The organism is Tistlia sp. (assembly GCF_040905785.1).
In the GTDB taxonomy this organism is placed as follows: Bacteria; Pseudomonadota; Alphaproteobacteria; order Kiloniellales; family DSM-21159; genus Tistlia.
The window spans coordinates 1-14,454 of the sequence record NZ_JBBDQW010000033.1 but is presented as its reverse complement, the minus strand read 5'-3'; the positions used below and the strand labels follow the sequence as shown (position 1 = coordinate 14,454).

The window sequence follows — 14,454 nt, the reverse complement described above, 5'->3', positions numbered from 1 at the left end:
CCGCCCCGGCCCCCCCCCCGCCGTCGCGACGCCGGGGCGTCGCGCTACATCTTGCACTCTTCGGCGAAGGCGTCGCCGTGCTCCTCGAAGGCCGTGCCGATGACCCTGTTGGTCAGCACCTCGCCCTCCTTGACGACCTCGCGCACGTAGATCGTCTGGATCGGGTGGTGGTTGCTGTTGAACCGGAAGGCGCCGCGCGTCGAGTCGAAGTCGGCCGCCTCCAGCGCCGTGCGGAAGGCGTCCTTGTCCTCGAGGCCGCCGGTCGCCGCCAGCGCCGAGGCGATCAGCCGCGCCGCGTCGTAGCCCTGGCTGGCGTAGAGCGAGGGCAGGCGGCCGTAGGCCTTCTGGAAGTTCTCGACGAAGGCCTTGTTGGCGGCGTTGTCGAGATCCTTGCTCCACTGCGAGGAGTTGACGACGCCGAGCGCCGGCTCGCCGACGGCGCCGAGGATGCCCTGGTCGAAGGAGAAGGCTGGGCCGAACAGCGGGATCTGGCCGTTGAGGCCGGCCTGGGCGTACTGCTTCAGGAAGGAGATGCCCATGCCGCCGGGCAGGAAGAAGAAGACCGCCTCGGGCTTGGCGTCGCGCAGGGCGGCCAGCTCGGCGGCGTAGTCGGTCTGGCCGAGCTGGGTGTAGACCTCGCCGGCGATCTCGCCCTTGTAGTAGCGCTTGAAGCCGGCCAGGGCGTCCTGGCCCGCCGGGTAGTTCGGCGCCAGGATGTAGGCGTTCGCGAAGCCCTGGTCCTGGACGTACTGGCCCATGGCCTCGTGCAGGTTGTCGTTCTGCCAGGCGACGTTGAAGTAGTTCTCGTGGCAGCCCTTGCCGGCGAGCAGCGAGGGGCCGGCGTTGGGGCTAATGTAGAAGACGTCCTCGCGGGTCACCTTCGGCACCACGGCGATCGCCAGGTTCGACCAGACGATGCCGGTCATGATGTCGACGCCGTCGCGCTCGACCATGCGGTTGGCGATCTCGGTGGCGATGTCGGGCTTCTGCGCGTCGTCCTCGACGAGGACCTCGACCGGGACGCCGCCGAGCGCGCCGTCGCCTTCCTCGACCGCGAGCAGGAAGCCGTCGCGGATGTCGATGCCGAGGCCGGAGCCGCCGCCCGACAGCGTGGTGATCATGCCGATCTTGACCGGATCGGCGGCGCCCGCCGGTCCGGCGAGCACGGGCATGGCCGCGACGCCAACGGCGGCGGCCAGCGCGATGAGGCGCGTCTTCATCGGATCTCTCCCCTGGAAAACCCTGTTCTTTCGGTTCTTCTGGCGCCGCCCCCCGGCACTGCCCCGACGCGGCGCGCCCGGCACTCTAGCCGAAGATTCGGCCAGACTGAATCAGTCTGTGACGGAAAGGGCAAGGAGGAGGGAGCCGGCGCCCGCCGATCGTCGCCCGGGCGCCGGCGCCGCGACGGCGCCTCAGGCGAAGGCCTTGAAGGCGATCAGGGTGAAGGTGTCCTGGATGCCGGGCAGGGTCTGGATGTGCTCGGTGACGAAGTGGCCGATGTCGGTCCCTTCCTCCAGGTAGCACTTGATCATCAGGTCGTACTGGCCGGAGGTCGAGTGGACCTCCGAGACCTGCTCGACGTTCTGCACCAGCTCGTCGGCGACGGCGTAGGCGCGGCCGAGCTGGCACTTGATCTGGACGAAGATGGTCTGCATGGCGGGGCCATCATAGTCGGCCGGGCCCCTACGAGAAAGAGGCCACCCGGTCGGGGCGGCCTCTCGTTCGTCGGGACGCGCGGGAAGCGCGAAGGCTCAGGGCTCCAAGGCGACGGCCGGGACCTCGCGCAGGATGAAGGCCGGGACGTGGTCGCCGAAGGGCGTCTCGCCGACCGGCTCGGCCTCGGACTCCTCGCCGCGGCCGCGGCGCGAGCGCGTCGCCTCGCCGCGCGGCTTGGCGGCGCGCTTCTCGGACGTCGGCCTGGCGCGGCGGCCCGGCTTGGCCCGGCCCTCGGGCTCGGCCGCGCTGTCGGCCTCGACCTTTTCGGCCTCGACCCTCTCGGGCTCGCGGCTCTCGGTCTCGTGCTGCGTGGGCTCGTGCTGCGTGGGCTCGTGCTGCGCGGGCTCGCGCTGCTCAGGCTCGGGCGAGGCCGCTTCCGGCGCCTCGGCGGCCCGCTCCTCGGGCGCCGCCGACGCTGCGGCGACCGGGCTCTCCTCGCGTCCGCTGTCGCGTCCGCTGCGGCGCTTGCGGGTGCGGCGGGGTTTGGCCTCGCCGTTCTCGGGCGCAGCCTCGGTCTCGGCCGACGCGGCGGCCGCGGTGCCGAGGAGGTCGCCGCCCGCGGCGCCGGACTGCTCGATCCGCCCGCCAATCAGCTTGTGCAGGCTGGCCAGCAGTTTCTCGTCGTCGCGGGTCGCCAGCATGTAGGCCTTGCCGCTGCGGCCGGCGCGGCCGGTGCGGCCGATGCGATGGATGTAGTCCTCGCTGTGGATCGGCACGTCGAAATTGAAGACGTGGCTGACCCGCGGGATGTCGAGACCGCGGGCCGCGACGTCGGAGCAGACCAGCAGGCGGATCTCGTCGTTCTTGAAGCGCTTCAGGGTCTCGACGCGCGCCGGCTGGGCCATGTCACCGTGCAGCGACTCGGCGTCGTAGCCGTGGCGCTTCAGGGACTTGTAGACGAGGTCGACGTCGCGCTTGCGGTTGCAGAAGATCAGCGCCGACTGGATCTCGTCCTTCTCGCCCTCGAGCAGGCCGCGCAGCGCCGCGCGCTTGGATTTGGGGTCGCTGTTGCAGAACAGGACGCGCTGGGTGACCGTCTCGGCCGGCGAGGCCGGCGGGGCCACCGAGACCTCCTTGGGGTTCTGCAGGAACTTATTGCCGAGCTTGCGGATCTCCGGGGCCATGGTCGCCGAGAAGAACATGGTCTGGCGCAGGGGCGGCAGCAGGCCGACGATGCGCTCGACGTCGGGCATGAAGCCCATGTCGAGCATGCGGTCGGCCTCGTCGATGACCAGCAGCTTCGTGTCGGCGAGCAGGATCTGGCCGCGCTCGAAGAGGTCGAGCAGGCGCCCCGGCGTGGCGATCAAAACGTCGACGCCGCGCTGCAGGACGAGCTGCTGGTCCTTCACCGATTCGCCGCCGATCAGCAGCGCCTTGGTCAGGCGGTGGTACTTGCCGTAGCGGTCGAAGCTCTCGGCGACCTGGGCAGCCAGCTCGCGCGTCGGCTCCAGGATCAGCGAGCGCGGCATGCGCGCGCGGCCCCGGCCCTCGGCCAGGATGTCGATCATCGGCAGGGTGAAGCCGGCGGTCTTGCCGGTGCCGGTCTGGGCGACGCCGAGCACGTCGCGGCCCATCAGGATCATCGGGATGGCTTTTGCCTGGATCGGCGTCGGCGTCTCGTAGCCGAGCTCCGTCAAGGCGCGTAGGGTCTCCGGACGGAGACCGAGATCTTCAAATTTCATGTGGCTCCGGAAGGTCATATCGAGAAGGCGGCGGACGCCCGGTTATTCGGTGCGTCCTGCTCCTGGCCTTCGATGTGGCGATTTCTATGCGGCTTTCAACCACATAAGTCAAGCTTATGCCCGCCGAATGCCCCGGTTGGAGGGCTGTCTTGGCCGGGCGGCGGCCCTGTGCTATGCGCATAATGACGAGTAATGCTTTCAGATCCCTTGCCGGAACAAGACAGAAATGCTCGTCGACCCCCAAGACTCCCTGCTCCTGATCGTCGATGTCCAGCAGCGCCTGGCGCCCGCCGTCGCCAGCCACCGGGCGGTCGAGGCGCGCATCGCGACGCTGATCCGCGGCGCCCGGCGGCTCGCCATCCCGGTGCTCGCCAGCGAGCAGTATCCCCAGGGGCTGGGGCCGACAGTACCGGCGCTCGCCCAGCTGCTGGCGCCGGCCGAGCGGATCGCCAAGCGGGCCTTCTCCTGCGCCGCCGAGCCGGGCTTCCTGGCGGCGTTGCGCGAGTCGGGGCGCGGCCAGGTCGTGATCTGCGGCATGGAGGCCCACGTCTGCCTGCTGCAGACAGCGATCGAGCTGGTCGAGGCCGGCTTTGTCGTCTTCGCCGTCGCCGACGCCCTGGGCTCGCGCGACCCGGCCAACCGCGAGGCGGCGCTCGCCCGCATGGCCGGGCAGGGCATCGAGGTGGTGACCGGCGAGATGGTGCTGTTCGAGTGGCTGCGCCGATCCGATCACGAAGGCTTCCGCGACCTGCTCGGCCTGATCAAGTGAGCGCCCAGAAACCCGCCCCGCCACCCGCCCGGATGCCGCTCGCCCTGCTGCCCGGCCTGCTGCTCGACCGCCGCCTCTGGCGCCACCAGGAGGCCGCGTTGGCCGACCTCGCCGAAACCTGGGTCGCCGACTTCGACGGCCTCGACAGCGTCGAGGCCATGGCCGAGCGCGTCCTGGCGGCGATGCCGGAGCGCTTCGCGCTCTGCGGCCTGTCGATGGGCGGCTACGTCGCGCTCTCGGTCGCCCGCCTGGCGCCCGGGCGGGTCGAGCGCCTGTGCCTGATGGACACCCGCGCGGCACCCGACAGCCCCGAGGTCACGGCGCGCAGGCGCGGCCTGCTGGAGCTGGCGCAGAAGGGCCAGTTCAAGGGCGTGACGCCGAAGCTGCTGCCGCTGCTGGTCCACCCCGACCGCCTGGAGGACGCGGCTCTGACCGGCGACCTCATGGCCCAGGCCGAGCGCATCGGGCGCGACGGCTTCACCCGCCAGCAGACCGCCATCATGAACCGCCCCGACGCGCGCCCCTGGCTCGCCGGCATCCGCTGCCCGACCCTGGTCATGGTCGGCCGCCAGGATGCCCTGACGCCGCTCGAGAACGCCACCGAGCTCGCCGCCGGCATCCCCGATTCGCGCCTCGTCGTGGTCGAGGACTGCGGCCACCTGCCGCCGCTCGAGCGCCCGGAGGAGACCAGCCGCCAGCTCCGCCAGTGGCTGCTGAGGTAGGGGCTGCCGAGGTAGGGGCCGCCGAGGTAACCGCGGCCCTGGCGTCCGCCTCGCCGCTCACGCGGAGGGTGCCGGAGTCTGCGCTGCGGCCGCCTTCTCTAGGTTCCCCGCCTGCGCGGGGATGACGAGGACGAGGGCGCGGCGCCTTCATGGCTGCAGAGCCGTTGCCGGGCGCGCGGCCGGTCCTATACTCGGGAGCAACGTCCCCCTCCGCCACGCAGGTTCCACATGGTCCCCATCCGCTCCCTTACGGCACTGGCGCTGATCCTCGGTCTCGCCGCCTGCAACCTGGCGTCGACGCGCCCCGCCTACGTCTACGACGCCTACCACCTGGGGGTGCTGAGTGGGCCGGCGGCCCAGGGCGGCATGGCGGCCTTTTTGGTCGGCGAGCCCTTTCCGGGCGAGGAGCCGGCGCTCAGGCGGGCCGTGGAGTACGCCCTGACCGAGCAGCGCTTCGGGCCGGTCTTCCCGGTCACCACCGAGCCGAGCCCGGCGCTGCGCGACTCGCCCTACAAGGTGGTGCTGGTCTTCGATCCGGCCGGCGGCTGGGACGGCTATGCCGCCTGCAAGCACGGCGAGCTGCCGCGCAGCGTCGGCCGCCGAGGCGAGAGCCTGGAGGTGCTGGCGCTGTTCTGCGAGGGGCACCGCCTGATGACCTCGACCCAGGGCCGCGTCGTCGCCGCCTCGCCCGCCGACCCGCGCTTCCAGGCGCTGATGAAGCAGATCGCGCTCGACCTCTTCCCGCCGTTGCGCTGGAACCGCGACGCCGACGACGCCCTGGAGGCCCGCGCGCAGTAGCTCGGCGGCGCGGCCAGGCCCCCGCAGCGGCCGGGAAGGGGCCGGTCGAGGCGCGCTCGCGATCAGCAGCCGTGCGCTTCCGGCGGATCGGGGAGGAGGGGCGCCGAGGCGAGCGGTACCGAGATCTCGACCGCCGCGCCCGAGTCCGACGGCACCACCCGCGCCCGGCCGCCGGACTGGGCGACGACGGCGGTGACCATCCGGGTACCGAAGCCGCCGTCCTGCTCCAGGTCGAAGCCGGGCGGAAAGCCGGGGCCGTTGTCGGCGACCCGGATCCGCACCCGGTCGCCGTCGCGCAGGCAGGTCACCACGATGCGGGGCGCGGCGATGGCGCCGGCGTGCTTGATCGCGTTGGTCACCAGCTCGTTGATCGCCAGGGCCAGGGCAATCGCGCTTTCCGCCGGCACCGGGCAGGCGTCCGGGGCTTCCACCCGCAGATCGACCTGCGGACCGGCTGCCTTGCGGATGCCCTCGCAAAGCGCGGGGACGACCTGCGACAGGTCGACCTCGTCGACGTTCTCCATCTGCGTGATGAGGTCGTAGGCGATGGCGATCGCGCGAACCTGGTCCCGGACGTTCTTGAAGCCCTTGCTCGAGGCGGGATCGGGGGCTCGGCGTGCCTGGGTCGACAGCAGGCCGGAGATGAGCTGGAGGTTGTTCTTGACCCGGTGGTGGACCTCCCTGAGCAGCAGCTGGTTGCGCTCCAGGGCGTTCCTGAGCTGTTCGGTCCGGGCCTCCACGGTCTTGTCGAGCTCCGCATTGGAGCGCTGCAGCGCCCGGCTCGCCTGCCTCAACTTTTCCTCGGTCGCCCGCTGCCTGTCGAGCTCCACTTCAAGGCCTTCCCGGGCCAGTCGCGCCTCGTCGCTGACGAAGGCGAGCATCAGCGTGGTGACCGCGACGGCCGCGACGAGCCCCTGGAGGGCGACAACGTTGTCGATGTCGGTCATGGCGGCGAAGGGACCGAATCCGTGGACCGCCGAGCCGATCGCGGCGCCGACGGACAGCAGAATCGCCCCCGACGCGCCCAGCACGCTGAACCGCAGCGCCGCCCAGATCAGCAGGGGGAACAGGAGGTAGACGCGCGGCAGGTCGGAGGCCGAGAAGAAGGTCCAGCCGCAGACCGCGAGCAGCGTCGCCAACAGCAGCGCCAGCTCGATCAGCGCGCCCTTGCCGAAGCGTCCGAGTCCGAGGGGGCGCCGCCTCCAGGCGAGCAGGAGCGACCCCAGGACCAGTAGCCCGAGCGCGTCTCCCAGCCAGAAGACCCGCCAGTAGTGCAGGTAGTCGAGCGCTGGATTGCCCAGCTTGTAGACCGCGGCGCCGCCCAGGGCGGCCGTGCCAGCGGCGAGGAGCGGACCGATCAGCAGGAACCGCACGAAGTCCCGCACCGTCGCGAGGGCCGGCGCGCTCCCGACGAAGCGTCGCACCAGCACGGCCGCCAGAGCCGCCTCGGAGAAGTTGACGATGCCGTAGCCGAGGGCCGCCAGGAGCGGATAGTCCGAGAAGGCGGCGGCGACCTCCATGGCGACCGTCGCGAGCAGGAACACCGGCCACAACCGGGTCCCCACGGACAGCAGGACCGCCAGCACGACCGCGTTCGGCGGCCAGAGGATGACGATGCCTTCCGGTGGCATCCTGGTCGCGATGCCGAGCTTCGCGGCGAGATAGTAGGCCAAGCAGAATCCCACCACCCCGGCCGGGAGGGCAAAGCGGCCACCGAGGGATGAGAGCCGCTCCGCCAGGGCGCTCGACGAGTCCGATAGCCGCGACAGTATCGTCACCAACTTCCCTTCGGACGGAACCGGTTCTCTGACGTGCGCCGTCAAGCGAGGGTGACGGGTCTCGGCCGAGGATTCAAGCGCGGCACCGGCCCTCAGGCCCAGGCAACGAGCCCGCCGCAACCTCCACGCCCTCGAGGAGGGGCGTCAGGGGCGGGCACAGGGCGCCCAGGGGGCAAGCTCGCCGTCGTATCGAGCCATCGATCTCACGATGTCGCGAGATGCGCGGAGCCTAGACGTCCAGGGTGTCGGTCTCGACGAAGCGGGCGTGCTCCTGGATGAAGGCGAAGCGCAGCTCGGGCTTGCGGCCCATCAGCTGCTCGACGCGCTCGGCGGTGTCCCGGATGCCGAGCGCCGGATCGTCGAGCGAGGCGGCCTCGTTGACCACGACGCGCAGCAGTGTGCGGCGCTTGGGGTCCATGGTCGTCTCCTTGAGCTGGACCGCAGGCATCTCGCCCAAGCCCTTGAAGCGGCTCACCTCGACCTTGCCGCGGCCTTTGAACTCGCTGTTCATCAGCTCCTCGCGGTGGGCGTCGTCGCGGGCGTAGAGCACCTTGCCGCCCTGGCTCAGCCGGTAGAGCGGCGGCTGCGCCAGGTAGAGCCGGCCGGCTTCGATCAGGCCCGGCATCTCCCTGTAGAAGAAGGTCATCAGCAGGCTGGCGATGTGGGCGCCGTCAACGTCGGCGTCGGTCATGATGATGACCCGCTCGTAGCGCAGCTTGTCGGGGTCGAAGGAGCCGCGCGTGCCGCAGCCCAGGGCCTGGCCGATGTCCTGGACCTCCTGGTTGGCCTTGAGCTTGTCGAAGGAGGCGCTGGCGACGTTCAGGATCTTGCCGCGCAGGGGCAGGATCGCCTGGGTCTCGCGGCTGCGCGCCTGCTTCGCCGAGCCGCCGGCCGAGTCGCCCTCGACCAGGAAGATCTCGGTGCCCTCGGCGGCGGTCCGGCTGCAGTCGGCGAGCTTGCCGGGCAGGCGCAGCTTGCGCGTCGCCGTCTTGCGGCTCATCTCCTTCTCGGCGCGCCGGCGCTGGCGCTCCTCGGCGCGCTCGACGATCCGCTCGAGCAGCAGGCGGGCGCGGTCGGGATGGCCGGTCAGCCAGTGGTCGAAGTGATCCTTGACCGTGGTCTCGACCAGGCGGGTCGCCTCGGGGCTGGCGAGCTTCTCCTTGGTCTGGCCCTGGAACTGCGGGTTCGGGATGAAGACCGAGAGCAGGCTGCAGGCGCCGCCCAGAAGGTCGTCGGCGGTGACCTGCGCCGCCTTGCGGTTGCCGACCAGCTCGCCGTAAGCCTTGAGACCGCGCAAGAGCGCGCTGCGCAGGCCCTGGTCGTGGCTGCCGCCCTCGGGCGTCGGCACGGTGTTGCAGTAGGTGCTGGTGAAGCCCTCCTCGTCGGCCGGCCAGTCGACCGCCCACTCGACCCGGCCGATGCCGTCGGACAGCCTGGCCTCGCCGGCGAAGGGCTCGCCGGTCAGGGTCCGCCGCTGGCCGAGCGCGGCCGCCAGGTAGTCCTTGAGGCCGCCGGGGAAGTGCAGGGTCGCCTCGGCCGGCGTGCGGTCGGCGGCGCCGATCAGGGCCGGCGCGCAGGACCAGCGGATCTCGACGCCGCGGTAGAGGTAGGCCTTGGAACGCGCCATCCGGTAGAGCCGCGCCGGCGAGAACTCGGCCTGGGCGCCGAAGATCTCCGGGTCCGGCACGAAGGCGATGGTCGTGCCGCGGCGGTTCTGGGTCGGGCCGAGCGGCTGCACCGGCCCGAGCGGCCGGCCCTGCGAGTAGCGCTGGGCGAAGAGCTGGCGGTCGCGGGCGATCTCGACCGAGAGCTCGGAGGCGAGCGCGTTGACCACCGACAGGCCGACGCCGTGCAGCCCGCCCGAGGTCGCGTAGGCCTTCTGCCCGAACTTCGCGCCGGAATGCAGTGTCGTCAGAATGACTTCCAGGGCGGACTTGTCACGGTACTTCGGGTGCGGGTCGACCGGGATGCCGCGGCCGTTGTCGCGCACCGTGATGCGGTTGCCGGTCTCGAGCTGCAGCTCGATGCGGTTGGCGTGGCCGGCGACGGCCTCGTCCATGGCGTTGTCGAGCAGCTCGGCGACCAGATGGTGCAGCGCGCGCTCGTCGGTGCCGCCGATGTACATGCCGGGACGCCGGCGCACCGGCTCCAGGCCCTCCAGGACCTCGATGTCCTTGGCGCTGTAGCTGTCGTCGGTCTTTGCGAGATTCTGGAAGAGATCGGCCATGACCCGCATTATAGGAAAACGCCGGAAGCCGCAGCAAGCAGATGCTGTGGAGCAGGGGGGATGCATGACAAGATCTGGTGGAGCCGAACAGGAGGAAGGCGGCGGCCCGCCGCGCCGCGAGCCGGCCCTGCGCACCCTGGCCATGCCGGGCGACGCCAATCCGAACGGCGACATCTTCGGCGGCTGGGTGCTGGCCCAGATGGACCTGGCCGGCGCCGTGCCGGCCTACGCCGCGGCCAAGGGCCGAATCGCGACGGTCGCGGTCGACGCCCTGCGCTTCCACAAGCCGGTCTCGATCGGCGACCTGGTGTCCTGCTACGCCGAGGTCACGCGGGTCGGGACGACCTCGATCGCCGTGCGCATCGAGACCTGGGTGCGGCGCCGCTTCGACGACGAGGAGCTCAAGGTGACCGAGGGCACCTTCGTCTACGTGGCGATCGACGAGGCGGGACGGCCGCGGCCGGTGCCGAAGGGCTGAGGCCCGCGCCCCGCCAGGGCGAGGCGCCGCCCCGCGGTTTAGGGAATGTTAAGCCGGCGCGGCCGACACTCGGCGCTCATTCCTTGTCCTGTGCACGTTCAGAGGCGCTCGAATCCCATGCTTTCGATCGGCGGGTTGGTCCTTGTCTTCGTCATGGTGTTCGGCGGCTACCTGCTGGCGGGCGGCAACCTCGGCATCATCCTGCACGCCCTGCCGTTCGAGATGATGATCATCGGCGGCGCCGCCATCGGCGCGCTGCTGATCGCCAACTCCATGGACGTCATCAAGAAGGCCGCGGCCGGCTTCGGCAAGATCATCAAGGGGCCCAAGTGGGGGCGCGACGACTACCGCGACCTGCTGTGCCTGATGTACATGCTGGCCAAGGTCATGAAGACCAAGGGCGTGGTCGGCCTGGAGCCGCACATCGAGCGGCCGACCGAGAGCAAGATCTTCCTGAACTTCCCGCGGATCGCGGCGGACCACCACGTCACCGACCTGATCTGCGACACGCTGCGCATGGTGACCATGAACCTCGACGACCCGCACCAGGTCGAGGACTACATGGAGCGCCAGCTCGAAAAGCACCACGCCGAGACCGCCAAGGCGGCCGACGCACTGCAGACCATGGCCGACGGCCTGCCGGCGCTCGGCATCGTCGCCGCCGTGCTCGGCGTCATCAAGACCATGGCCTCGATCGACCAGCCGGTCGACATCCTCGGCAAGATGATCGGCGGCGCCCTGGTCGGCACCTTCCTGGGCGTCTTCATGGCCTACGGCATCGTCGGTCCGGTCGCCGGCCGGCTGAAGCAGATCGCCGAGGAGGAGCACCAGTTCTACGCGATCATCCGCGACACCATCACGGCCCACCTGCACGGCCACGCCGCCCAGGTCTCGGTCGAGATCGGCCGCGGCAACGTGCCGAGCCGCCTGCAGCCGAGCTTCTACGCCCTCGAAGAGGCGATCAACGCGGTGCCGAGCGAAGCCTTCGCCTGAGGCCAGCCGGGCGGCGCCGGCCCCCGAGGCGGCGCCGCTTGCCACGACCGACCCGCGCATGCAGGCTATCGCCATGCGTGCAGCCCTGGGTGCCACCCCGCCAAGACGTCCCGGGCTTGAGGCCCGAGCCGCCGCCCGCCGCTGCCCCGTCGGCGTGCCGCGGCCGTGAGCGCCGAGTGGCCCCCCTTCGTCAACCCGAAGCTGACGGTGCTCTACCGCTACTGGCGGCAGCGCTGCCTCGAGGACGGCCCGATGCCGCGCAGCCGGCTCGACCCGGTCGAGCTGCCGGGCCTGCTGTCGAACCTGATGGTCCTGGAGGTGCCGGCCGACGGCGGCGAGATCCGCTTCCGCCTCGCCGGCGAGGAGATCGAGCAGCGCTACGGCCGCTCGCTGCGCGGCCTGCGCCTGTCGGATATCTTCCCGATGGTGCGCCGGAAGGACACCTCGCACCAGTGGGCCGAGATCCTGCGCGACGCCAGGCCAAAGTACCGCCGCGGGCCCATGGCCTTCCCCGAGGGGCGGGTCTACGAGGCGGAGCGGCTGCTGCTGCCGCTTTCCGAGGGCGAGCGCCGGGTCAGCCACATCCTGGGCGCGATCTACTACCTGCCGCTGTCGCCGCAGGCCTTCGAGGACGTCGCGGTCGTCGCGACCCTGGAGGACTGAGGCGAAGGGCGCGCGAGAGACCGGGGGGACAGCCATGACGGGGGATCGGGCGGCGGAGCGGGAGCCCGCGGCCGAGAGGGACGGCGGCGCGCCGCCCCGGCAGGCCCGCGCGGTGATCATCGGCGGCGGCGTGTCCGGCTGCTCGGTCGCCTATCACCTGGCCCAGCTCGGCTGGACCGACGTCCTGCTGCTGGAGCGCAGGCAGCTGACCTGCGGCACCACCTGGCATGCCGCCGGCCTGGTCGGCCAGCTGCGCGGCTCGCGCAACATGACGCGCCTCGCCAAGTACTCGGTCGAGCTCTACGGGCGGCTCGAGGCCGAGACCGGCGTCGCCACCGGGCTGCGCCAGAACGGCTCGATCTCCCTCGCCCTGACCGCGGCGCGGGCCGAGGAGCTGCGCCGCTCGCTGGCCCTGGCCCGGGCCTTCGACATCGAGGGCGGCGAGATCGGGGCCGCCGAGGTCAAGCGCCTCTATCCGCACCTGATGACCGACGACGTGGTCACCGCCGTCCACCTGCCGGGCGACGGCCAGTGCGACCCGGCGAACGTCGCCATGGCCCTGGCCAGCGGCGCCCGCCGGAAGGGCGCGCGCATCCTCGAAGGCGTGCGGGTGACCGGCGTCGAGCAGGCCGGCGGCCGCGTCACCGGCGTGAGCTGGCAGCGCGACGGCGAGGGCGAGGGCGGGGTCGGCGAGGGCGGCGAGCGGGGCCGGATCGCCACCGACATCGTCATCAACTGCGCCGGCATGTGGGCGCGGGCGCTCGGCGCCGCCGCCGGCGTGACCATTCCGCTGCACGCCTGCGAGCATTTCTACCTGGTCACCGAGCCGATCGCGGGCCTGGGTCGCCTGCCGGTGCTGCGCGTGCCCGACGAGTGCGCCTACTACAAGGAGGACTCGGGCAAGCTGATGTTCGGCGCCTTCGAGCCGAAGGCCAAGCCCTGGGGCATGGCCGGCATCCCCGAGGATTTCTGCTTCGACCAGCTGCCCGAGGACTTCGAGCACTTCGAGCCGATCCTGGAGCAGGGCGTCCGCCGCATGCCGCTGCTCGCCAGCGCCGGCATCCACACCTTCTTCAACGGCCCCGAGAGCTTCACGCCGGACGACCGCTACTATCTCGGCGAGGCGCCGGCCTTGCGCGGCTACTGGGTCGCGGCCGGCTACAACTCGGTCGGCATCGTCTCCTCGGGCGGCGCCGGCTACGCGCTGGCGCAGTGGCTCGACAGCGGCAGCCCGCCCTTCGACCTGTGGGAGGTCGACATCCGCCGCGCCCAGCCGTTCCAGGCCAACCGCGCCTACCTGAAGGAGCGGGTCGCCGAGAGCCTGGGCCTGCTCTACGCCGACCATTTTCCCTACCGCCAGCCGGCGACGGCGCGCGGCGTGCGGCGCTCGCCGCTGCACCAGCAGCTCGAGGCGCGCGGCGCCGTGTTCGGCGAGACCGCCGGCTGGGAGCGCGCCAACTGGTTCGCCGAGCCGGGGCAGGAGCGGGCCTACCGCTACTCCTGGCAGCGCCAGAACTGGTTCAACAACGCCCGGCGCGAGCACCTGGCGGTGCGCCGGGGCGTCGGCCTCTTCGACCTCAGCTCCTTCGGCAAGATCCGGGTCGAGGGCCGGGACGCCGCGGCCTTCCTGGAGCGGCTCTGCGCCAACCGCGTGGCCCGCGAGCCGGGCCGCGTCGTCTACACGCAGATGCTCAACGAGCGCGGCGGCATCGAGAGCGACCTGACCGTCAGCCGCCTCTCGGAGACGGCCTTCCTGCTGGTCGTGCCGGCGGCGACGCTGCAGCGCGACCTGGCCTGGCTCCGGCGCGGCCTCGGCCCGGAGGAGGCGGCGGTGATCACCGACGTCACGGCCGGCGAGGCGGTGCTGGCGTTGATGGGGCCGCAGGCGCGCGCCGTGCTGGCCGGCTGCTCGCCCAACGACTTCTCGAACGAGGCGCACCCCTTCGGCACCTGGCGCGAGATCGAGATCGGCTGGGGCCTGGCCCGCGCGCACCGGGTCAGCTACGTCGGCGAGCTCGGCTGGGAGCTCTACGTCTCAGCGGAGCAGGCGGCCCATGTCTTCGAGGCGCTGGAGGCGGCGGGGCAGGCGCACGGCCTGGCGCTCTGCGGCCTGCACGCACTCGACTCCTGCCGCCTGGAGAAGGGCTTCCGCCACTTCGGCCACGACGTCAGCGACGAGGACCACGTTCTGGAGGCCGGCCTCGGCTTCGCGGTCAGTTCGGAAAAGGACGCCTTCGTCGGCCGCGAGGCGGTCCTGCGGAAGCGCGAGGCCGGGCTCGAGCGGCGGCTCGTGCAGTTCCGGCTGAGCGATCCCGAGCCGCTGCTCTACCACAACGAGCCAATCCTCAGGGACGGCCGGACCGTCGGCATCCTGACCTCCGGCGCCTACGGGCACTTCCTGGGCGCTGCGGTCGGCATGGGTTGGGTTCCCTGCAAGGGTGAGAGCGCCGAGGCGCTGCTCGCCTCGACCTACGAGATCGACGTGGCGGGCCGGCGGGTCGCCGCCGAGGCGTCGCTGAAGCCCTTCTACGACCCGGGCGGCGCCCGCCTGCGCGGCTGAGCCGCCATCCGGCCCAAACGCAAGCGGGCCGCCCCGAGGGGCGGCCCATCCGGTCCAAACGCAAGCGG

The 14,454-nt window shown here is 71.5% G+C and carries 12 protein-coding genes; 7 read left to right on the top strand and 5 right to left on the bottom strand.

What is annotated here, in order from left to right; all coding sequences use genetic code 11:
• Nucleotides 1–44 precede the first annotated feature (44 nt).
• The 3 genes from WD341_RS08350 to WD341_RS08340 all read right to left on the bottom strand — a co-directional run bounded on the left by WD341_RS08350 (nucleotide 45) and on the right by WD341_RS08340 (nucleotide 3,398).
• On the bottom strand, nucleotides 45–1,220 hold the full coding sequence (locus WD341_RS08350; protein ID WP_368424985.1) for an ABC transporter substrate-binding protein: 1,176 nt from the start codon (nucleotides 1,218–1,220) through the stop codon (nucleotides 45–47).
• Nucleotides 1,221–1,412: 192 nt separating this feature from the next.
• Nucleotides 1,413–1,655, bottom strand: a complete 243-nt coding sequence (locus WD341_RS08345) for an Lrp/AsnC ligand binding domain-containing protein (RefSeq protein WP_368424984.1) — start codon at nucleotides 1,653–1,655, stop codon at nucleotides 1,413–1,415.
• 96 nt (nucleotides 1,656–1,751) lie between these two features.
• Nucleotides 1,752–3,398 (bottom strand): DEAD/DEAH box helicase, encoded by a 1,647-nt coding sequence (locus WD341_RS08340; RefSeq protein ID WP_368424983.1) that lies wholly within the window; start codon nucleotides 3,396–3,398, stop codon nucleotides 1,752–1,754.
• A gap of 226 nt (nucleotides 3,399–3,624) precedes the next feature.
• Here WD341_RS08340 and WD341_RS08335 point away from each other — a divergent pair, with 226 nt between their 5' ends.
• From WD341_RS08335 to WD341_RS08325, 3 genes are all read left to right on the top strand, one after another.
• Nucleotides 3,625–4,167, top strand: a complete 543-nt coding sequence (locus WD341_RS08335; protein ID WP_368424982.1) for a hydrolase — start codon at nucleotides 3,625–3,627, stop codon at nucleotides 4,165–4,167.
• Nucleotides 4,164–4,889: an alpha/beta fold hydrolase gene (locus tag WD341_RS08330; protein ID WP_368424981.1), complete on the top strand. Its 726-nt coding sequence runs from the start codon at nucleotides 4,164–4,166 to the stop codon at nucleotides 4,887–4,889. The genes WD341_RS08335 and WD341_RS08330 overlap by 4 nt, the downstream gene beginning before the upstream one ends.
• A gap of 228 nt (nucleotides 4,890–5,117) precedes the next feature.
• Complete coding sequence (locus WD341_RS08325) at nucleotides 5,118–5,687, top strand: hypothetical protein (RefSeq protein ID WP_368424980.1); 570 nt, start codon at nucleotides 5,118–5,120, stop codon at nucleotides 5,685–5,687.
• Nucleotides 5,688–5,749: 62 nt separating this feature from the next.
• On the opposite strand, the gene WD341_RS08320 is transcribed toward WD341_RS08325, so the two are convergent.
• Together WD341_RS08320 and parE are read right to left on the bottom strand one after the other, a co-directional pair.
• Nucleotides 5,750–7,360, bottom strand: a complete 1,611-nt coding sequence (locus WD341_RS08320; RefSeq protein ID WP_368424979.1) for a sensor histidine kinase — start codon at nucleotides 7,358–7,360, stop codon at nucleotides 5,750–5,752.
• A gap of 334 nt (nucleotides 7,361–7,694) precedes the next feature.
• Complete coding sequence (parE, locus tag WD341_RS08315; protein ID WP_368424978.1) at nucleotides 7,695–9,692, bottom strand: DNA topoisomerase IV subunit B; 1,998 nt, start codon at nucleotides 9,690–9,692, stop codon at nucleotides 7,695–7,697.
• A gap of 64 nt (nucleotides 9,693–9,756) precedes the next feature.
• Between parE and WD341_RS08310 the strand changes: the two genes are divergently transcribed.
• The 4 genes from WD341_RS08310 (at nucleotide 9,757) to WD341_RS08295 (ending at nucleotide 14,386) form a co-directional block, all read left to right on the top strand.
• Nucleotides 9,757–10,170, top strand: a complete 414-nt coding sequence (locus WD341_RS08310; protein WP_368424977.1) for an acyl-CoA thioesterase — start codon at nucleotides 9,757–9,759, stop codon at nucleotides 10,168–10,170.
• Between the two features lie 117 nt (nucleotides 10,171–10,287).
• On the top strand, nucleotides 10,288–11,163 hold the full coding sequence (motA, locus tag WD341_RS08305; RefSeq protein ID WP_368424976.1) for a flagellar motor stator protein MotA: 876 nt from the start codon (nucleotides 10,288–10,290) through the stop codon (nucleotides 11,161–11,163).
• A 165-nt stretch (nucleotides 11,164–11,328) separates the two neighbouring features.
• A complete protein-coding gene (locus tag WD341_RS08300; protein ID WP_368424975.1) occupies nucleotides 11,329–11,826 on the top strand; it encodes a PAS domain-containing protein in 498 nt (165 codons plus the stop codon).
• Between the two features lie 34 nt (nucleotides 11,827–11,860).
• On the top strand, nucleotides 11,861–14,386 hold the full coding sequence (locus tag WD341_RS08295; RefSeq protein ID WP_368424974.1) for an FAD-dependent oxidoreductase: 2,526 nt from the start codon (nucleotides 11,861–11,863) through the stop codon (nucleotides 14,384–14,386).
• Nucleotides 14,387–14,454 lie beyond the last annotated feature (68 nt).